Origin of the sequence: Acinetobacter sp. 22512 (assembly GCF_052044755.1) — a bacterium.
GTDB classification, from domain to species: Bacteria; Pseudomonadota; Gammaproteobacteria; order Pseudomonadales; family Moraxellaceae; genus Acinetobacter; species Acinetobacter pittii.
The window spans coordinates 100,617-119,775 of the sequence record NZ_JBQENP010000008.1 but is presented as its reverse complement, the minus strand read 5'-3'; the positions used below and the strand labels follow the sequence as shown (position 1 = coordinate 119,775).

Sequence of the window (19,159 nt, the reverse complement as noted above, 5' to 3'; positions counted from 1 at the left end):
CAAAGAATAATAAGTAAAGCCAATCCCTAAATTGGGATTGGCTACGGTATTAATATTTAAACTTTACAGCAACTGTATAATTGGCTGGAGCGCCATAAAAAGCTTGCCCATCGGGGAAACTATTTAAATATTTCTTGTCAAAAATATTATTACCATTTGCTTGAAGCGTAATATGATCATTGACTTCATAGCTTGCCATTAAATTGACTAAAGCATATGCATCTTGTTTGATCGTACTGTTTACATTTGAATCATATAACTTTATCCCATCTTGCCATTGTAAACCTGCACCAACTTTCAGCTTAGGTAAAGCTGGCGGAGTATAGGTGGTTAGCAAGTTAAGTGTCTGGTTTGGATTGTAGGTTCTTGCCTCGCCACCATTTTTTGTATCTTTAATACTAAATTGAGCATAGCCGAAAGAAAGATTTACGTTATCAGTAATTTGACCTGATAGACTGACTTCTACACCTTGTGACTCTAAACCACTCGTTGGTACTTTTCGATTAAGTGGATTTCCATCAGAGCTGCGTAAAGGGTAATTATTTTGTTCAGTTTTAAATACTGAAAGTGTTCCTGTTAAACGGTCATCTAGCCATGAACTTTTTACGCCCATTTCATAGCTTTTACCATCAATAGGTTTTAAAGCTTGATTGGTATCTTTATCAATACCAGTTTGAGGACGGAAAATTGAGGTGTAACTCATATAACCTGTATATTCAGGTGTAAAGTTATAAGTTAGTCCAACATATGGTGAGACTTTACTTTCACTATATGACATTGGTGAACCATAACTTTCACCTTTACTTTCAGCTTGGACATAGTTTGCACCAAGTAAAAGTTTTAAATCTTCATTAAGATGTAAGCGTGTCGCGGCATAGATGGAGTTAATATTCTGTTTATAGTTTGCGGCTTCCGTAAAATTCGACCAAGTTATAGATTGCGGTGTCCAACTTGCCCAATCTGTAGTGGTTGATTTTATAACGTTACTATCGTTAATCGTTCCTGTAGATTGTTTATCTTGCTGATGATTACGTACATAGCTATAGCCTAAAGATGCCTCATGTTCTTGGTTAAAAAGCTTATAGCTCCCTTCGAGATTAAAATCGACAGCATGTTTTTCTTGGTGTTCTTGGCCACCCCAAGGAGTTAGAGAAACACCTGAACCGTCAGCTTTTGGGTAACCATAGTAATAGAGAAGACGGCTATTATGCTTCGTATCAAGATAGTTGTAAGTTAGCTTAGCCGTCCATAGGTCATTAATTTTTTGCTTTAATTCAACAAAAGCATTTTGAGTTTCATTATCCCAGTGTGCCCAGTCAGGGTTTGGATTATATGAACGATCATATGAAATTTGTTTACCATTGGCATCTAATAAAGGCAGAGAACCCCAGTTATTTGCATTAGGTTTATTTTGTTCTTGGCTATAACCTGCGGTAAGTAAAGTGCTATCTGTCAAATCAGCTTCAATAATACCTGCGAAACCATTTTTCTCAGAAGAATAGCGGTCAAGGTAAGAATCACCAGTTTGTTCATAGCCCATAATACGGCCACGTACTTTTCCACTCGGTATAATTGCGCCAGAAACATCAGCTTCATAACGCTGCGTATCCCAAGAGCCATAACTTACACCGCCACTTGCTTGGAATTCCTGAGTCGGGCGTTTTCGAATATTATTGATTGTTGCACTTGGATCACCGAAGGCGTTAGTTAAAGAATCAGCACCTTTAACAACTTCTACACGATCATAGAAATAAGTATCAGGATTCGTATTGTTATAGTTATAACCTGAGAGGGGAAAACCTACGCCGTCAGTTAATATATTTGAAATCTCAAAACCACGAGCCATATAAGTAGTTCGCTCAGTTTCTTGATTAGATACTGTTACACCTGGGGTATTTTTTAAAACATCTCGGGTACTAGTAAGACCAAAATCTTCTATTTGCTGACGAGTAACGACGTTAATGGTTTGAGGAGTTTCTTTAGCCTCAATATTAAGCTTGGTTGCGCTACTCGAGTTCTTAACATTATATGCTTTGGTTTGTTCAGAAGACTGCTCAGCATTTGATGCTTTAACTTGAATTGTCTGTAAAGATTGTACCTCTGAGTCCTGAGCATGAGAGAGGTTCGCATAACAAATCGCGCAGGCGATTACGGTAAGCTTAAATGGTCGAGGTGGGATATTCATAAGATTAAGGATAATGTAAATAATTCTCATTTATTTTATTGTTTGTAAATGTAAGCTACAATTCAAATTGCATTGTTAATTTAGATTAAAAGATGGTGAATGAGTGTAATTTTAGATAGTTTGTACTGTGGCTGCTCTTGGTAAGTACATATAGATCAAGTTCAAGATTGATAAACCTCTATGCTAGAATGCATTATTTCAAATTCTTGGGTAAATGACCTTGGCAAACCGAAAACTTAAAATAGGCATTGTAGTTGGTGAAGTTTCTGGAGATACGCTTGGTGTGAAACTTATGCGTAGTTTTCGAGAACAAGGAATCGATGCCGAATTTGAGGGAATCGGTGGTCCTCAAATGATTGCTGAAGGTTTTAATAGTTATTACCCAATGGAAACTCTATCTGTGATGGGGATTGTTGAGGTCTTAAAAGATTTAAAAAAATTATTCGCCGTGCGTGATGGTCTAATCAATCAATGGACTCAACATCCGGTTGATATGTTTATAGGTATTGATGCACCAGACTTTAACCTTAGACTTTCGAAAAGTATTAAAGAAAAGAATCTTCCAATAAAAACAGTTCAATATGTGAGCCCATCAGTTTGGGCGTGGCGCCAAGGGCGTGTTCATGGCATCAAACAAAGTATAGATTTAGTACTTTGCTTATTTCCTTTTGAAAAAGTTTTTTATGAACAATATAAAGTTCCAGCAGCATTTGTCGGACATCCGCTAGCTAAACAATTGCCACTTGAGAATCCAATTCAAATTGCCAAACAGCAATTGGGTATTGATGAAAATCAAAAACATATTGCCTTGTTACCTGGTAGCCGCAAAGGTGAAGTAGAGCGTCTTCTTCCTATGTTACTGGGGGCTGCCAATATTTTGCATACCAAACATCCAGACATTCAATTTTTAATTCCGGCAATTAACGATGCTCGTAAACAACAGATTGAGCAGGGTGTTGAACAATTAGCGCCTCAATTAAAAGCAAAAATTCATATTTTAGAAAATACAGATAGTGAATCGAAAATTGGTCGTATGGTCATGAACGCGAGTGACGTTATTGCTTTAGCATCAGGAACGGCGACATTAGAAGCCATGCTGATGCATCGACCAATGGTCACATTCTATAAATTGCATTGGTTAACTTATTTAATTGCTAAATTCTTGGTGAAAATTCCTTATTACTCTTTGCCTAATATTATTGCGGGTAAAAAAGTAATTGAAGAGCTAATTCAAGCTGATGCCACACCTGAAAATTTAGCAGCTGAAATAGAAAAACTAATGAATGTTGAGACAGCTCAAATTCAAGTGATGCAACATTTAACTATGCATAAACAGCTTATTTCTGGAAATACAGAAGACCCAGTCCAAGCAGTCCTAAAAGTACTTGAAAAGTAAAAAAAGCCCCATTTTTAGGGGCTTTTTAAATCTACTCAGGCACGTACAATCAGCTCGTAACCAGTATATTTACGAATGTTGATAACACCAATATCAAAAATTAAATATTGGCCTTTAATCCCTTGTAATACACCGCGAATTTTCGGTGTTTTATCTAAGTTTAGAGACTTAATTTTTTCAGGATATTGTTCAACTGGGTAAACAAACTCACGTGGCAATTCATTTTCTAGTAGTTCAACCGTTTCGTTAAATTCAAGGTTTTGACTAAATTCTTCACGAATAGTTTGAATTTTAGGGGCGAACTCTTCGATTAATTGATCCCGTTGTTCAACCATATTTAAAGGTTCAGCTTCACCCTTGAGGAGTTTGCGCCAATCTGTTTTATCAGCAATTAAAGAACCAAACATGGTTTCAAGTTGACCAGATAAACGGCGTGATCCAACTTTTAAAATAGGTAAGGCTTGAGTTGCACCTTGATCTAACCAACGACCTGGCATATGGCTAACACGAGTAATACCCACTTTTAAAGCACTAGAGTTTGCCAAATATACAATATGTGGTTGGAAACAAACGCTATGGGCAAAGTCATCTTCACGACATGTGCCTAAGTGATAGTGACATGTTTCAGGTTTCATAATACAAAGGTCACATTCTGCTTTGGTCTTAAAACATTTAAAGCAGTGGCCTTGAGAATAAGACTTTGGTGTTTTAGTGCCACAAGAAGTGCAATAAATATTACCTGTCCATTCGATTTCTAGTTCTTGTCCTAAATTAAAAGGAAGATCAATTTCTGAACGGTCTAATACAAATTTGTATTCAACATTTGCCTTGGTTGTCTGTTGATCAGTTACACTAGCATCTTTTAGGCCTGCATGCATTTTATGGCAAATGCCTTGTAGTTCCATAAAGTTTAAACTCACATCTTTCAATTAAGGGTTGCAGTTATGGCTGAACAAAATGTCATCACTTCTATGCTAGACGATTTATCAAACGAACAGCCCATTCATACTGCACTTTGTATTGGCCAGAAAATTGACCAGAATAACGCAATTCAATGGCACTATTTTACCGTAACTGAGCTTTTAAGTCTGCCTTTTACTCAGCGTTATGACTTGGGTTTTGTATTGTTTGATACTGATGAAATGCAAAACATCAGCGATGTACAAAAATCACAATTATTAGTAAAGCTAAGAGATTTATTAGCGAAACGAATTGTAGTGGTAAGTAAACGCAGTGATGAGCAGTTATTACGTTCTTTAGGTTTTACTCAACTTATTGATAAAACTTCATATGATAGTGATTTTGCTTTATGGCAATTTAATATATTGACTTATAAACATGTTCCAGACTGGTTTAATTCAAAGTTCTGGGCGAACCCGGAAAACTGGAATAAATTCCGCTGGTAAAAGGGCCTTAAATCTCTTTCAAAATTTAACAATTTGGTTTTTGCTGTCTTAACAAGAATCCGCGTATGCTCATGTATAAACCATACATAAGAGTTACACATGACTAATTTAAGCAACATTGTAGAAGTTTTGGCTAAGCAGGCTTTAGGTGGGAATCAGCAAGCGTCAGGTCAAGGTGGTTTAGGTGGAATTTTAGGTTCAGTGCTAGGACAAATGGGGGGTAATACTTCATCTGGTACCCAAGGTGGTCTTGGGGGCGTACTAGGTTCTGTATTAGGGCAAGTGACTGGCAATAACAACACACCTCAAGCAGGTGGCGGTGTACAAAGTTTATTAATTGCAGTTGTGCCTTTAATCTTAGGTTGGGTGCAGCAACAAGGTGGTTTACAGGCTGCATTAGAAAAGTTGAAAGGTGCGGGTTTAGGAAGCCAGGTTCAAAGCTGGGTTGATCCAAATCAAAGTAATAGCGAAGTTCCGACTCAGCAATTACAGAGTTTATTTAATCCAGCTGACATTGAACAAGTTGCTGAGCAAGCCCAAGCGCCAAAAGAGCAAGTTTACGGTGCAATCGCATCCGTCTTACCTCAGGTCATTGACTCTTTAACACCTCAGGGTGAAAGTACCGATCATCAAGAAGCAAATCAAGACATTCAAAACGTTATGAATCTTGTAAGTGGTTTTTTAAAATAAGATATAAATCTTAAAAAAGCCGATAAGTTTTATATCGGCTTTTTTTACTCAGGACAAAAAATAAAAGGGCATAAGCCCTTTTATTTTAGATCTGAATCAAACATAACTGATTAGAAGTTATATTCGATACCAGTACCTACAACAGTTTGTTTGTCGTCTTCTTTAATCCAGTCGCGTTTTTGTTGAGCAACGATACCGTAGAAGCGAGCTTGTTTGTTGATTTGGTAATCAAGACCTAAACCGTATAAGTCAATTTTACGATCTTGTTTACCGCTTACTTGTGTTTCAGCAGAAGCGTATTCTGCTTTCACTTTAAGTTTAGTGTTAGGAATTTTATAAGCAGCTGTTACTGCATATGCTTCTTCTTCTAAACCTTTGTAGTTTGTATAGGTATCTGTAGTTTTATCAACACCATCTACACGCGTAGTTTTTGACGTTTTATAAGCAGTCAAGTCATCAGTAGGTTCAGCGTGTTGCCATAAAGCACCTACAACAAAACCAGATTTAGCAATATCATAAGAACCAGTTACACGGTAAGCATCGGTATAAACATCTTTTAGACCGTAAGCTGCATATTTACCTTTAATACCAAAGTCACCAGCAGCGGCAATTGCTAAACCGATATCTTTGTTTTCGTAACCAAGCGATGTTGATACAGAGTCAAAGCTATCATTTTTGCTATCTTTACCAGTTTCACCCGGTTTGCTATCAGAGGTGCTTTCGCCAGTTTGAGCCATGATATTGAATGTTAAACCAGCTAATAATTTAGGGTCTAATTCAAAACCGATCACGTTGTCTAAACGGTTTTCACCGTACATGATATTAGTAATATCTAAACGTGTATCGTCATTAAAGATGTCTTGGTTACCACCAGCAGCTGTTTTGAAGTAAGAATCATACTTACCTACTTTTAATGTACCAACACCTTCAGTTTTTAAACCGATAAAACGGTTACGAGCACTAAGGTCAGTATCAGAGCCTGAACCATCAGTAGAAATTGCCCATTCAGCTAAATAAACAGCAGATAACTTGTCAGTTAATTTCTCTTCGCCTTTTACCCCAATACGAGAAGAGTTTGAGTTAACTTCGGTAACGTCACTTTTACCATCGAAATTTTTATTATCAACTTGGTTAATAGAAACATTTAGTTTGCCATACAAAGTTGGCGCTGCTTGCACCGCGTTTATGCTCAAAGTTGCAACTGCGGCAGCGAGTAGCAATTTCTTCATTGAGATTTCTCCAAAAGGTATTTAAAAATGGCGTATGCCTAGCTAACTATTTATTTTGTAGTTGACTTATGTACAAAAAGTTACAAAAGCTCACCAACTTGCTAAGCAGTATCGGCAAATTTTGTGACAGAGAAGTGAAGAATAAATGACAGTTTTATGACGTTTAAAATTTAGAAATAAATTAGTTTTTTTCATTTTTTATAGTTTTTAGACGAAAAAAAGCGGAGTCTAAACTCCGCTTTAACCATATAAAAATCAAAGAGCTGCTTTAATTTTTTCAGCTAATTCTTTAATTTTTTCTTGATCCCCTAACTCAACAGCATGGCGTCCAAGATGATGCACATTTGTTGGAATTAGGTGAAAATGAACATGTGGAACAGTTTGTCCTGCTGCTGCTCCAGAAAGTTGCATCAATACAATACCTTCCAAATTGAGTGCTTTTTCCATTGCCTTAGCAATCTTTTGAACAATTTGTATAGTATAGGCTGATGCTTCAGCAGGTAAGTCCAGCAGTGTTACAGCAGGTGTTTTTGGAATAACTAATGTATGACCATCGGCTTGAGGCATAATATCCATAAAAGCTAGAACTTGATCATCTTCATAGACTTTTATCGCTGGAAGTTCTCCACGTAAAATTTTTGCGAAGATATTTTGATCATCATATGCCATGTATTATTCCTTTAAAATTATTTACATTTCAATTCTTTTTGACGTTCTTTAATAGCGTCAAGACGTTGTTGCTCTTTGTCAGAAAACTTTGGTTTTGTCGTATGACAGTTTTCATTACCATATTTTTCTTTAGCATCAGGATCTTTAAAACAAAAGCCTTTTGACGCATAAATCAAATTGTAATCATCTTGCAATTTTTGACATTCTTGCTCAGGTGTTGCAGCTTGTACGCCTAAACTAGCAATGCTCACCATGCCAGTAAAGACTGCAACCATAAATTTATTCATGAGCTTTTCCTCAGTTAAAGGTATGAACCTGTACTCAATATAAGGTTTCTTACCAATATTTCAATGACTATTAATTACTCAAGTGTCATTTTGGTTTGAATTTTGGGCAAAAAATGAATAAAATCTTTATATATCAATGTTTTAAAAATAAACAATAAAAACAAAAACTTAACTAAATTTATATATATATTTCCATAACTTAACTACTATCTAATACCTTGTAATTGCTCATAATGAATGAAATAGGGGACTTGCTTCTATTAAATAAAAAATCAAAAAGTTCGTAGAAAAGCCATATTCATGACTCATCTTTTGCTGAAAAGACAGCTTTAGTTTGAATTTTGGTCAATGGAAAAGAAAGATATTAATGACATGATCAAAGAACAAAGCGTGATAATTATCACATTTTGTATTTTAGGATTAGGTGGAATTCACTAGGCCCATTTATTTTAGACGGAAATGGGCTTCTCTTATTGAAACAGAGATAAAATTATTTTCGACTTTTATTTAAGATTAAAATTCACCTGAAAGATGCATTGATTTTACATATTTAAAGTCTTATTATATGGCCCATAATTGCTGCGTTTGATAGTTTTTGTTTTTATAGCCCATTTCTCCAAATGAAATGGGCTTTTTTTATTAAAGTTATTTCGAATCATTAAAATTTAGTATTTTATATTGAGAATAAGTTCGCCTTATATTTGGATTTTGTGACATAGTATAAATGTTGTTTTCATAATTGCCCTGATAGTTACTTTCTACCCTCATACCCTTACACATAGTAATAGTATATTCATCATACTTCCTTAATGGATCTAGTCATTCGTTAAGACTAAATATTAAAGGAATAGGTGATGTCACAATTTTTACTAATTGCTGAAAAAGTTTATAAAAAGTTCGAAGAAGAAAAGCTTTTCTCCGAGGATGTAATTGGGCACTTGAATAGCTTAGTTAGTATTATCCGGCAAGAGATAAAAGACACTTCATACAAACTAAAATATAACTTTATTGATTTTGAAGAATGTTTAAATAAACCTGCAAAGAAATGTTCAGTTAAACTCGATATCAGCTTAATGCCAATTTATAAGAATAAAAGTGAATACATTATGTGGTTAGCGAGTTTTATCGAAAAAATTACTCTAGGTGGAAGAGAAAAGTTTCCACCGCTTACAAATAGTTTACTTCCGAGCTGTATAGTGACTAATCCTTATGTAACAAAACTGGAGCAGGCCAAGGCCTCTTCTGAAAAAAGTGCACAGATGATTGTAAATTACTTTAAATCATCCGATTATAAAAAAGTTAACAAAGTGCCTTCATAGTGAAAATAATAATTTTCTATTAAAACAATAATATTATTGGTAAATGCACTGTTATAAGAGGGTTTATTCCACCCAACCGAATAAAAGCAATAGGTTGAATCATGACCTTATTCTTAAATTTGCGTTGATCGTTCGGTGAGCCATTTTGCTAGTTGTGGCCAGAACTCCAATGCACTTGCCTGACTCGACATGAGACCCAAATGTCCGCCAGGGATGAGAGTAAACGTAACATCTTGGCTACTGGTTAACTGGCTTAATGGTTGAGCTGCATCAGCGGTAACCAGTTGATCACTACGACCCGCGCCCACTAAGAGAGAGCAGTCGATATTTTTTAATTCAATTTTTTTATCTTTTAACTCAATAAAGCCGCGCTTCAATGGATTTTGCAACCAAACATTGAACAACATGTCCTGATTAATTCCACCAGGGTAATCAATCATATTATTTAAAAAGCTACTTAGAGTGGCATGCTCTTGTACGAACTGAAGATCATTAAGATTTTTTAGTAGTTGAATATGACCATCGAACCAGCCTTTAGGGTCAAGAATTTTGAAACCTAAAGAATTTAAAATTCCTGGGCTATGAATCAAACGTTTTGGCAATCCAGAATAAATACGTTCTTGAATTTTTTTATTGCGACCAATCGCGTTGTTTATGGTTCGATAGAGTTTCCCAATATAGCCAGAAGCATAACTGTCTATTGGACTACCAAGTACTATAAGGTTTTTAACATAATTTGGATGATTATGCGCTGTATATAAAGTGACGAATATACCTGCCATACTCCATCCATGAAGCGAGATTTGTTCACTTCCTGAGTGTGTTCTGACAAGTTGTATGGCTTTAGGAATGAAATCTTCAATAAATGATAAAAAGTTAAGATGTCTATCTTTAAAATTTAAGCGGCCCCAATCCACAAGATATACGTCAAAACCTGCATTTTGGAAGTATTTAATAAGAGAGCGATAAGGATATAAATCATATATCGCCATATTAATAGCGAGTGGAGCAACGAATACTAAAGGTTCTTTGAATTGTTTTTGAGTAGCTGCGTAATAACGTATACGGGTTTGATTAAATTCACCAATCACTTCGAACGGAGTGCTTTGTGACAAAACCAATGTTTTTGGGCGAAATAGTCGGGTAGAGAGGTGCTTGATTTGACTTTGTTCAGAGACAAGGGACTTTAAGCGTTTCATCTTGCTTTTACCAACTATTTACTAAAGTTGAATAAAGTCTAAGCGATAATTTTAAGGTTTACCTTGACCTTAAATACCCTAGACACTCAAAATGATGATAGTTTTTTAGTACATGACCAGTAAAGGCGAACATTTAATGAACCAGTCTGATGATTTAGAATACCAACTTGATACTTTAGCCATTCGTACCGGACATACTCGTAGTTTTGAAGGCGAACATGGCGAACCGATTTTTTTGACTTCATCATTTGTATATGAAAATGCGGCTGAAGCTGCAGCAAAATTTTCTGGTCAAGTTCAAGGAAATATCTATTCTCGTTTTACTAATCCGACTGTATCGATGTTCGAAAAACGTTTAGCAGCTTTAGATGGTGCTGAACGAGCTGTAGCGACGAGCTCTGGAATGGGCGCAATTTTGTCAGTTGCTATGGCATATCTAAAAGCGGGTGATCATGTTATTTGCTCAAGAGCAGTTTTTGGTTCAGTTGTTGCTTTGTTTGAAAAATATATTGCCAAGTTTGGTGTAGACATTACATTTGTTGATTTGTGTGATTTAGACGAATGGAAAAATGCTGTACGTCCTGAAACCAAACTTTTCTTTGTTGAGTCACCGTCTAACCCTCTAGCTGAGATTGCAGATATACAAGCGCTAGCAGATATCGCCCATGCGAATGGCGCATTACTTGCGGTTGATAACAGTTTCTGTACACCTGTTTTGCAGCAACCACTCAAGTTTGGTGCGGATCTTGTGATTTACTCTGCGACTAAATACTTAGATGGCCAAGGCCGTGCATTAGGCGGTGCTGTTGTTGGCAATCATCAGTTGTTAGAAGAAGTTTTTGGTGTTGTTCGTACGCTTGGACCATCAATGAGCCCATTTAATGCATGGGTTTTCTTAAAAGGTCTAGAAACTTTACGTTTACGTATGAAAGCACACTGTGAGAGTGCTCAGATTCTTGCAGAATGGTTATCTACACATGAAAAGGTAGAGAAGGTTTACTATGCTGGTTTACCAGCTCATGAAGGTCATGAACTTGCTGCTAAACAGCAAAATGGCTTTGGCGGTATTGTATCCTTCGTTGTTAAAGGCGAGCGTGAAGATGCATGGAAGGTTATTGATAATACAAAGTTTATCTCGATTACTGGTAATCTAGGTGATGTAAAATCGACGATTACCCACCCAGCAACCACAACTCATGGCAAACTTTCTGTTGAAGCAAAAGAAGCAGCTGGTATTCAAGAAGGTCTAATTCGTGTTTCTGTTGGTCTAGAAGATATTAATGACATTATTGGTGATATCTCACGTGGGTTGGATTTAATCTAATTAAATTTTGTTAGTTAGGGAAAAGTCACATTTATTTTAATGTGGCTTTTTTTGTTACTAATAAGCAACAATAGCAATAAAAAGTCTACGTTTTGTTATAAATCAGTCTAAAATTTCAACGTATAAAAGTTCTAAATTTAATAAAAATAACAAAGAGAGTCTTTAGTCATGCTTAAACCAATAATTATTTTAGTTGCAATAGGGGCAATTGGTCTGGTTGGATATAGAGTATTTGCCCAAAAAGATGAACCAACACAGATCAGTGAAACTGTATTATTAATTAATGATGCAAACAAATCTGTTCAAGATGCTGATCTTTCAATAGAAAAAGCCAATACTTCTTTCAAGAATGTTCCCTTAAGTGAATATAAAACAAACAATAAAAGTCTACAGGCTGCACAGTAACTTTTCTAAATTTTACTTTTTTCAATTCAACAAAAGTTTTTTATATAAAAGCTTTATAGTGGATTAACCATAGAAAATAGTTTCATAGATACCAATAGAAAACATTGATTTATTGTGTCAGAATTACGGATTAATTTTGATTTAAACGTACTAACCTCAATGATCTTGAAGATCAATAGGGGAATAGAAAGAGTTTAAGTTTTGCAGTGTTATGTGACTATCAATAATACTTGAAATATTTGATAGAGATACGGAGTTAGGTTTATGAATATCAATATGCTTATGCAGCAAGCGCAGCGCATGCAAAAAGATATGGAATCAAATATAAAAAAGGCTAAAGAAGAGCTTGCTCAAACTGAAGTACATGCTGAAGCGGGCGGTGGTTTGGTTAAAGTTACAATGACTGGCCGTTATATCGTAAAACGTATCGAAATTAATCCAGAATTACTTCAAGATGAACCAGACATGATTGAAGACTTAATTGCTGCTGCTGTAAATGATGCTGTGCGTCAAGCAGAAGTGATTTCTGAAGAAAAAATGCAAAAAGCAAATTCTGGTATGGGTTTACCACCTGGCTTAGCGGGCATGTTCTAAGGAAATTCAGTGTTTAGCGATAGATTTGAACAACTCGTTCAAGCTTTACGTATATTGCCAAGCGTTGGTCCGAAGTCGGCTCAACGTATGGCTTTACATCTTTTGATGAAAAATCGAGAAGGGGCATTTGCATTAGCGCATGCTTTACATGAGGCTTCAAGTTATATACATGAATGTAGTGTCTGCCATTCTCTGACTGAACATGAAATTTGTGATATTTGCGCCTCAACTGACAGAGATGATCAGTTATTGTGTGTGGTTGAATCACCAGCGGATGTGATGGCGATTGAGCAAAGCGGTAGCTTTCGTGGAAAATACCATGTTTTAGGTGGCCATCTTTCTCCATTAGATGGTATTGGTCCGGAAGAAATTGGTATTCCTTATCTCATTCAGCGTTTAAGCCAAGGTAAGATTGAAGAAGTCATTTTGGCAACGAATGCAACTGTAGAAGGACAGGCAACGGCTCATTATTTGGTAGAGGCGACTAAGCACTTACCAATACAAATGACACGTATTGCTCAGGGCGTACCTCAGGGTGGTGAACTCGAGTATGTCGATAGCCATACCTTAAGTCAGGCAGTGCATAACCGTATGAGAATGAAATAAGCATTGCGATGCTTATTTCATTAATGAATGCACTATCAATTTGATTAAATTTATTAATTAAATTCAGTTATTAAACATAAATATTATTCTGTCTTTTATTATTAAAGATAGTTTAAATAAAATATGAATATAAGAATGAAAAAGGTCTTATAAATTTTAAATAAAGAACATTTGGAGATAAATTTAAAAAGTACAATTAAAAGATCAAAAAATTATCTATTTTCGAAAAATTGTTCAAAAATAGAGTATTCATAAAGGATTAAGTAGCATTTTTCTGCTTCTATGTTATATATACCAGAGTTTAAAGCACTCTTTGCAATACTTGAGAAAGCATGTTTCAGTTTATCCAACAGCAAACCGAATTGGTTGATGTTCTTCAAAAAATGGATCAATGTTCAATATATGGACTTGATACAGAATTTATTAAGGTTGACACACTCTGGCCTAAACTTGGAGTATGCCAAGTCAATGTAAATGGTGATGTCTATCTGTTGGATGGTGTTTCATTAGATCTAAGCCAGTTTTGGAAAAAGATTTTCCTCGCGCAGCAAAACATTTTTCATGCATGTGGAGAAGATATTGATTTAATCTATCATTATGCTGATCAAGAAGATTTGCTTAATGTATTTGATACTCAAGTGGGCCTTTCTTTTTTAGGTCATGGCCTGCAAGTGAGTTACCAAGGTGCTTTAAAACTTTGTCTTGATATTGATATTGAAAAAGATCAGACCAGATCTGATTGGTTAGCTAGACCTTTATCGCCTCAACAACTTTGTTATGCTGCTAACGATGTTTTGTATCTAATGAAGTTAGCTCATCATATTCAAGAACAGCTTAAGCAGAAAGGGCTTTATAACTATGTTCTTGAGGACTGTAGTAGTCTAACTAAAGAAATCATTAGTGAAACCCCTAACGAATTACTATATACCGATGTGGGAAATTATCGTCACTCACGTCGTCAGCTAATGCAATTACAAAATTTAAGTGAATGGCGTGAATACATTGTGAAAGCAACGAATCAGCCACGCAGTTTTATTCTTAGAAATTCAACCATGATTGATATGGTTGAAAAAAACCCTCGCAATAGCTTTCAACTTTCGCAAGTTAAAGATATTCGTCCAAACGTAGTTCGCGAGTACGGCAAAACGATTTTAGAACTTCTTAAAGATTTGCCAGTCGAAAGCAAATGGCCATCAAAGATTGCAAAACCATTTAAGATTACGTCTAAAGAGACTTTAAATAAAATGGATATGGTGCTTGCTCATGCAATAAATGAGACTTCTATTCCTAAAGAAGTGTTGCTGAGAAAAAAATGGTTAAACGCCATTCATCAACATGTTCTATCTCAAGGGGATGAACAGGATTTACCTGACTATCTATTAGGATGGCGTTATGAGTTATTAACGCAACCATTAATCCAGTTGTTTCAAGAAGAAAAACAAAGTTTATCTATTTAAAATGCAATAAATAATTAGAAATTTAAAGGCTCATCATATGATGAGCCTTTTTAACTAAAGCATAACCATTCTGTTAAATTTTTAATTAATTACTATTTAAAATGAGCTAATTATAATATCTAAGTATACAAAAAATAGATTTTCTGTAGTTTATCTAAAGAATTATTTAGTCTAATAAAATTCATAAAATAATGTAATAAAGTAAATATAATTTGAAATTTCAATAATGAATTAAATTAACTTATATAATGAGAAAAATTCAATTGATTAAACATACAGGTCTGTATATTCTTGGATTTAAGAAAAACAACTTCAATTTATATAATATATAACTATAAGTTTGTTTCGGTGCAGAAATGAAAAGCCTACCCAATTGGGTAGGCTTTTTTATTTTTAATGATATGGCTTAGTTAAAGTAACTTAATTTTATGAAATTTAAAAATGAGTATTAAAATCTACAGATATTATCTAAATGAATCAGCAAGTTTAGAAACAACTTCTTCAGCTTTTTGGAAAGCATTTTCCAATGATTCTATATGCCTATGATCTCCAAACTCTTGATACTCAGAAGTAATTTCATAAATTTTTTCTACGCCTAAATATTTGCTCAGTGTACGAATGTGGGGTACAAGATGACTCATATCATGCCGAATCCCATCTTTCTCAAAGCCAAATTCACCGCTGGAAGTGATAATAATTAAAATTTTTCCAGCTAAAAGAGGCTGTAAGGGAAAGTCTCCACGAGCTAGGTCAAAATCAAAGGTTTTATTGATACGAATAATTTGATCAAACCATGCTTTCAGTTGAGCAGGCATGCCGTAATTGTACATAGGTGAAGAAATTACAAGAATATCTGAGCTCGAAACTTCTGCTATTAATTGATCTGATATAGATAAAACATCACGTTGAGCTTCGGTCCTTTTATTGTCAGGTGTGAATACAGCATCAATCCAGTCTTGATTAATAAAGGGTGGTGGATTCATTCCTACGTCACGATAAATATACTCATCTATAGGCAATTGTTGTTTCCAAGAGTTGATCAACCGACTGGCAATATTTTTTGAAATAGAATTATGATTTGAGTTGGGGTTAATCGCAGCTCTGACACTAGCATCTATATGTAATATTTTACTCATCATTAATTCCAAAAAGGTTAGGATTTAATTTATTTTGAGTTTTAAAACATAAGTAGACAAACGAGAAAATTACATTTATAGATGATTTTAATTCATTCATAAATGTAAATGGGGAGGAAGCATGCAAGTTTCTTTGCAAGCACTTAAAGCATTTGAATCAGCCGCTCGATTGGGTAGTTTTAAGTTGGCTGCTGAAGAACTTTCGCTTACACCGACTGCAATTTCACATCATGTTGCGAATCTAGAAAGCAGATTAAATGTTGATTTATTTCATCGACAGGTAAGGAAAATAACGCTTACAACGACAGGGCAAAGACTTGCTGCAGCAATTTCTGAGGGGTTTCGTAAGATTGAAGATGCACTAGATGAAATAACAGTAAATGGAAACGTAGTGAGAGTCGCTAGTACGTCTTCACTAGCTGCAATGCTGCTAATTCCTTCCATAAATGAATTTTATCAATTGCATCCCAATATATCAGTTGAGTTTTCTACAGGTGAAACTTTAGACAATCACTTATATACATTACCTATTCGATATGGCGACGTATCTTTGGTCCAGTCTCAAGATATCGTTAAATATGAGTCTTTTAATGTATTTGGTTCATCCAAACTTGATCTGCTTAAATGTTCTAGTGAACCAATAACTTTATTTTCGACAGAATGGAAAAATAAGGCATTACCAAGCCCACCATTAGAGGCTTGGCTTGAGGAAAATGAATGGAACCAAGATAGGGTGACGATTAAGAAATTTGATCAGGAAATTTTTGGGATACACGAGGCTTTATCTGCCAATGGATTGGTATTTTGTTCTACTACACTTTCCCAAAGGTTTGTTAAGGCAAATCTTTTACGGGAGTTTAAAACTAAAGCTGTTCAATCAAAGCTGTGTTACTACATTCCAAATAAGGAGGATCTTAAAAATAGAAATGCCAGAAAATTTATCGAATGGGTGGAAAGTTTATTCAATCAATAAACCTATATCTCTGATTGGTTTTAACTACACAACACTAAAACTTATATAGCGTTTTTATGATATAAAATTAGATAAATTAATAATTAGAGAGATAAATATGCTTAACAACTTTAATGCTGAACAAGCTCGTCAAAACGCTAAAAACTTTAAAATAAATCAAGACGTCATATTGGAAAAAATTTTAACTGGTACTGAGTCTGAATCTAAGGAGGGGAAACGAAAAGCAACTTTCTGGTTTCCTGTTGATGCTATAAGCCCTGATCATCTTACACTGGTTGAAGAGGAGCTTAGAAGCAGAGGTTTTAATGTCTCAACTGATATTGAGCACTCCGGTACCACGATTACAATTGAAATAAGCTTCTAATGAATGATTGTTTTAACTAAACCACTCTTAAAAAAGAGTGGTTTTTTATTGCATGATATATTGTGAGTTAAAAGAAATTAAATATAAATTTATTTACAATTAAATTTATATTAATCAGGATATTATTTGACAGGTTCTATCTTGTTCTGTAGCTTTACTTTTTGAGTGGAATATGGATATGAACTTCCAAACAATACTTTTATCTTTCAAAAATCAATCTACTGGTACAGATGCATTTAAAGACTTAAAAAATGCATGTGAGCAGTCTCTTAAAGAATCTCAAGATACAAAAGAAAAAGCAGCAGTTTACCTAATCTACGGTTTCGCACGTAGTTATGTAATCTTATATGAAGATGAAGCTGTAACGACCGAATTTGCCCATACTTCTAAAACCCAACTCATCACTTATATGGAAAGTCTTAATGATGCTTTATTAAGTCAAGATGATAGCGCTATTTTGAGTGCCTTAAATCAAGTAAGCGATGACTATATAAAAAGCTCTCGCGTCTTCTAGAAAAAAATTAACACGTCCTTAAATAAAAAAATACTTCTTTAGTTTGGGCTAAAGAAGTATTTATTTTTATATATTAATGGGACTTTTTCTTACCGCGACCATCTTGTTTGTTGACGGTAGACCATGCAATTCGTTCGGCTTCTTCTTGAGAATGGCCTCTATCTACTTCACTCTCAACAATATGTTTGGCCTGACGTTTTTGCTTTGCTGTATAAGCAGTTTTATCACCACGAGGCATAATTTCGTCCTCCATATCTATGAACAATATACTTATTATTGAAACATATCTCGCTATTAAACGAGTTAAGTAACGTCTGGTGATGTGTAGTGAAGTAGTTAAAAGTTTTACTCAAGTGTGTATTCTTAAATAGGTGAAAAAGAAATTTATTATTTTGATAGCTTAAGTATAAATCTTGCAAGAACACTATTATCAAATCTTTGATGATGAATACTTTTTTAAAATCCAAGAACTGCTTTTATTTTAATAAAATAGATTTTGTGTTTTAATATTTAAAATCAAAAACTTATATTATTTTTGTGAAATATAACTCCTGTTTGGAACAAAGTTATTATCGACCTTAATCAATGTTGTAGGTTAATATTTCTCAAGAATTAAAAAAACGACTGATGCGTAAACAAACCTGCGTGTGTGTGTCGTTTTTTTTCATGTATGCTGTCCTTAGTTCAAGAGTTGATTTGAAATGCACTGTGATATTTATAGATCGAGCAAAAAAGATGAAATGTACATGTATATTGCTCGTCCAAACTATCCTGACAATACGGAACAAGCTGATCCGTTTGAAAATGTTCCTGAAGCTGTTTTACAAGCGTTTGGTCGTGCAACGTTTGTCATGCATTTAGAGTTGGCTCCAACACGTAAATTGGCGCGTGTTAATGTTTTACATGTTTTAGACTCATTACAAACAAAAGGTTTCTTTATTCAGATGCCGCCAGAAGGGTTAATTAACCCGAATGCAGTTGAACCAGAGGGCTTACGTGGTGCGTGAAGATCAAACTAGAATAATGAATCAATTATTCTCTTTTTTGGATGTTATTCCTGAAGGTGTTATTGCTTTAACAGCTTATGGAATAGGCGCTATTATTGCTTTGTGGTGTTGGTGGCGATTAATGCGCCGACTTCCTACCACCTTTGGTGCAATTAGCTGGCTGATTGTATTTGCTATTTTAGTTACACCAACAGTGTCTGAAGGACCGAATGCATCTGTAGCACCTGCTATTTTTGGACTCCTTTTTGGTGTTTTAACTAAAGATAGTCCGTTGATTTGGTCAAATTTATCTTTAATTCTGTTTGTAGTTGGTCTAGGTTTGGTAATTGGATATTGTTGGTCAAAATATTCAACAAACAAAATCATGCGTTCCATCTAACCATTGAAATAGAAAAATAA

Annotated in this window: 22 protein-coding genes; 14 read left to right on the top strand and 8 right to left on the bottom strand. The window is 34.9% G+C overall.

The window, feature by feature from the left end; genetic code table 11:
- Positions 1 to 49 precede the first annotated feature (49 nt).
- Complete coding sequence (locus tag ACTJJG_RS10820) at positions 50 to 2,185, bottom strand: TonB-dependent siderophore receptor (RefSeq protein WP_069119312.1); 2,136 nt, start codon at positions 2,183 to 2,185, stop codon at positions 50 to 52.
- Positions 2,186 to 2,405: 220 nt separating this feature from the next.
- On the opposite strand from ACTJJG_RS10820, the gene lpxB reads away from it, so the two are divergent.
- A complete protein-coding gene (gene lpxB, locus ACTJJG_RS10815; protein ID WP_032057498.1) occupies positions 2,406 to 3,581 on the top strand; it encodes a lipid-A-disaccharide synthase in 1,176 nt (391 codons plus the stop codon).
- Positions 3,582 to 3,616: 35 nt separating this feature from the next.
- Here the strand turns inward: lpxB and ACTJJG_RS10810 are convergent, their stop codons facing one another.
- Positions 3,617 to 4,486, bottom strand: coding sequence for a DUF2797 domain-containing protein (locus ACTJJG_RS10810; protein WP_004708933.1), 870 nt, complete (start codon positions 4,484 to 4,486; stop codon positions 3,617 to 3,619).
- Positions 4,487 to 4,525: 39 nt separating this feature from the next.
- Between ACTJJG_RS10810 and ACTJJG_RS10805 the strand changes: the two genes are divergently transcribed.
- Positions 4,526 to 4,987, top strand: coding sequence for a DUF6231 family protein (locus ACTJJG_RS10805; protein ID WP_032057497.1), 462 nt, complete (start codon positions 4,526 to 4,528; stop codon positions 4,985 to 4,987).
- A gap of 99 nt (positions 4,988 to 5,086) precedes the next feature.
- Positions 5,087 to 5,677 (top strand): YidB family protein, encoded by a 591-nt coding sequence (locus ACTJJG_RS10800; protein WP_347923540.1) that lies wholly within the window; start codon positions 5,087 to 5,089, stop codon positions 5,675 to 5,677.
- Positions 5,678 to 5,787: 110 nt separating this feature from the next.
- Here ACTJJG_RS10800 and ACTJJG_RS10795 read toward each other — a convergent pair whose 3' ends face one another.
- From ACTJJG_RS10795 to ACTJJG_RS10785, 3 genes are all read right to left on the bottom strand, one after another.
- A complete protein-coding gene (locus tag ACTJJG_RS10795) occupies positions 5,788 to 6,906 on the bottom strand; it encodes a porin (protein WP_069119317.1) in 1,119 nt (372 codons plus the stop codon).
- 255 nt (positions 6,907 to 7,161) lie between these two features.
- Complete coding sequence (locus ACTJJG_RS10790) at positions 7,162 to 7,575, bottom strand: HIT family protein (RefSeq protein ID WP_372552514.1); 414 nt, start codon at positions 7,573 to 7,575, stop codon at positions 7,162 to 7,164.
- A 17-nt stretch (positions 7,576 to 7,592) separates the two neighbouring features.
- Positions 7,593 to 7,862 carry a YARHG domain-containing protein gene (locus ACTJJG_RS10785; RefSeq protein ID WP_002122146.1) on the bottom strand — a complete coding sequence of 90 codons (270 nt, stop codon included), beginning with the start codon at positions 7,860 to 7,862 and terminating at the stop codon, positions 7,593 to 7,595.
- An 854-nt stretch (positions 7,863 to 8,716) separates the two neighbouring features.
- Between ACTJJG_RS10785 and ACTJJG_RS10780 the strand changes: the two genes are divergently transcribed.
- Positions 8,717 to 9,181, top strand: coding sequence for a hypothetical protein (locus ACTJJG_RS10780; protein WP_032057495.1), 465 nt, complete (start codon positions 8,717 to 8,719; stop codon positions 9,179 to 9,181).
- A gap of 113 nt (positions 9,182 to 9,294) precedes the next feature.
- On the opposite strand, the gene ACTJJG_RS10775 is transcribed toward ACTJJG_RS10780, so the two are convergent.
- Entirely contained in the window at positions 9,295 to 10,380 is a 1,086-nt protein-coding gene (locus ACTJJG_RS10775; RefSeq protein ID WP_032057494.1) for an alpha/beta fold hydrolase, read from the bottom strand.
- A gap of 136 nt (positions 10,381 to 10,516) precedes the next feature.
- On the opposite strand from ACTJJG_RS10775, the gene ACTJJG_RS10770 reads away from it, so the two are divergent.
- From ACTJJG_RS10770 to ACTJJG_RS10750, 5 genes are all read left to right on the top strand, one after another.
- Positions 10,517 to 11,704, top strand: a complete 1,188-nt coding sequence (locus ACTJJG_RS10770) for an O-succinylhomoserine sulfhydrylase (protein WP_032057493.1) — start codon at positions 10,517 to 10,519, stop codon at positions 11,702 to 11,704.
- Between the two features lie 168 nt (positions 11,705 to 11,872).
- Positions 11,873 to 12,109: a hypothetical protein gene (locus ACTJJG_RS10765; RefSeq protein WP_032057492.1), complete on the top strand. Its 237-nt coding sequence runs from the start codon at positions 11,873 to 11,875 to the stop codon at positions 12,107 to 12,109.
- A 264-nt stretch (positions 12,110 to 12,373) separates the two neighbouring features.
- Positions 12,374 to 12,703 carry a YbaB/EbfC family nucleoid-associated protein gene (locus ACTJJG_RS10760; RefSeq protein WP_002113538.1) on the top strand — a complete coding sequence of 110 codons (330 nt, stop codon included), beginning with the start codon at positions 12,374 to 12,376 and terminating at the stop codon, positions 12,701 to 12,703.
- A gap of 9 nt (positions 12,704 to 12,712) precedes the next feature.
- A complete protein-coding gene (gene recR, locus ACTJJG_RS10755) occupies positions 12,713 to 13,309 on the top strand; it encodes a recombination mediator RecR (RefSeq protein WP_032054989.1) in 597 nt (198 codons plus the stop codon).
- Between the two features lie 332 nt (positions 13,310 to 13,641).
- Complete coding sequence (locus tag ACTJJG_RS10750) at positions 13,642 to 14,766, top strand: ribonuclease D (protein ID WP_017386890.1); 1,125 nt, start codon at positions 13,642 to 13,644, stop codon at positions 14,764 to 14,766.
- Between the two features lie 464 nt (positions 14,767 to 15,230).
- Here the strand turns inward: ACTJJG_RS10750 and ACTJJG_RS10745 are convergent, their stop codons facing one another.
- Positions 15,231 to 15,905, bottom strand: a complete 675-nt coding sequence (locus tag ACTJJG_RS10745; protein ID WP_081038763.1) for an FMN-dependent NADH-azoreductase — start codon at positions 15,903 to 15,905, stop codon at positions 15,231 to 15,233.
- 118 nt (positions 15,906 to 16,023) lie between these two features.
- On the opposite strand from ACTJJG_RS10745, the gene ACTJJG_RS10740 reads away from it, so the two are divergent.
- The 3 genes from ACTJJG_RS10740 to ACTJJG_RS10730 all read left to right on the top strand — a co-directional run bounded on the left by ACTJJG_RS10740 (position 16,024) and on the right by ACTJJG_RS10730 (position 17,753).
- Complete coding sequence (locus ACTJJG_RS10740) at positions 16,024 to 16,875, top strand: LysR family transcriptional regulator (protein ID WP_032070425.1); 852 nt, start codon at positions 16,024 to 16,026, stop codon at positions 16,873 to 16,875.
- 97 nt (positions 16,876 to 16,972) lie between these two features.
- Positions 16,973 to 17,239 carry a hypothetical protein gene (locus ACTJJG_RS10735; protein WP_014206661.1) on the top strand — a complete coding sequence of 89 codons (267 nt, stop codon included), beginning with the start codon at positions 16,973 to 16,975 and terminating at the stop codon, positions 17,237 to 17,239.
- 178 nt (positions 17,240 to 17,417) lie between these two features.
- Positions 17,418 to 17,753 carry a hypothetical protein gene (locus ACTJJG_RS10730; RefSeq protein WP_032057488.1) on the top strand — a complete coding sequence of 112 codons (336 nt, stop codon included), beginning with the start codon at positions 17,418 to 17,420 and terminating at the stop codon, positions 17,751 to 17,753.
- Between the two features lie 73 nt (positions 17,754 to 17,826).
- On the opposite strand, the gene ACTJJG_RS10725 is transcribed toward ACTJJG_RS10730, so the two are convergent.
- Positions 17,827 to 17,991 carry a hypothetical protein gene (locus ACTJJG_RS10725; protein WP_372552513.1) on the bottom strand — a complete coding sequence of 55 codons (165 nt, stop codon included), beginning with the start codon at positions 17,989 to 17,991 and terminating at the stop codon, positions 17,827 to 17,829.
- 463 nt (positions 17,992 to 18,454) lie between these two features.
- Between ACTJJG_RS10725 and ACTJJG_RS10720 the strand changes: the two genes are divergently transcribed.
- Both ACTJJG_RS10720 and ACTJJG_RS10715 read left to right on the top strand, forming a co-directional pair.
- Positions 18,455 to 18,760: a YcgL domain-containing protein gene (locus ACTJJG_RS10720; protein WP_005069366.1), complete on the top strand. Its 306-nt coding sequence runs from the start codon at positions 18,455 to 18,457 to the stop codon at positions 18,758 to 18,760.
- Positions 18,753 to 19,139 (top strand): hypothetical protein, encoded by a 387-nt coding sequence (locus ACTJJG_RS10715; RefSeq protein ID WP_032057487.1) that lies wholly within the window; start codon positions 18,753 to 18,755, stop codon positions 19,137 to 19,139. Before ACTJJG_RS10720 ends, ACTJJG_RS10715 begins: the two co-directional genes overlap by 8 nt.
- The last annotated feature ends 20 nt before the right edge of the window (positions 19,140 to 19,159 follow it).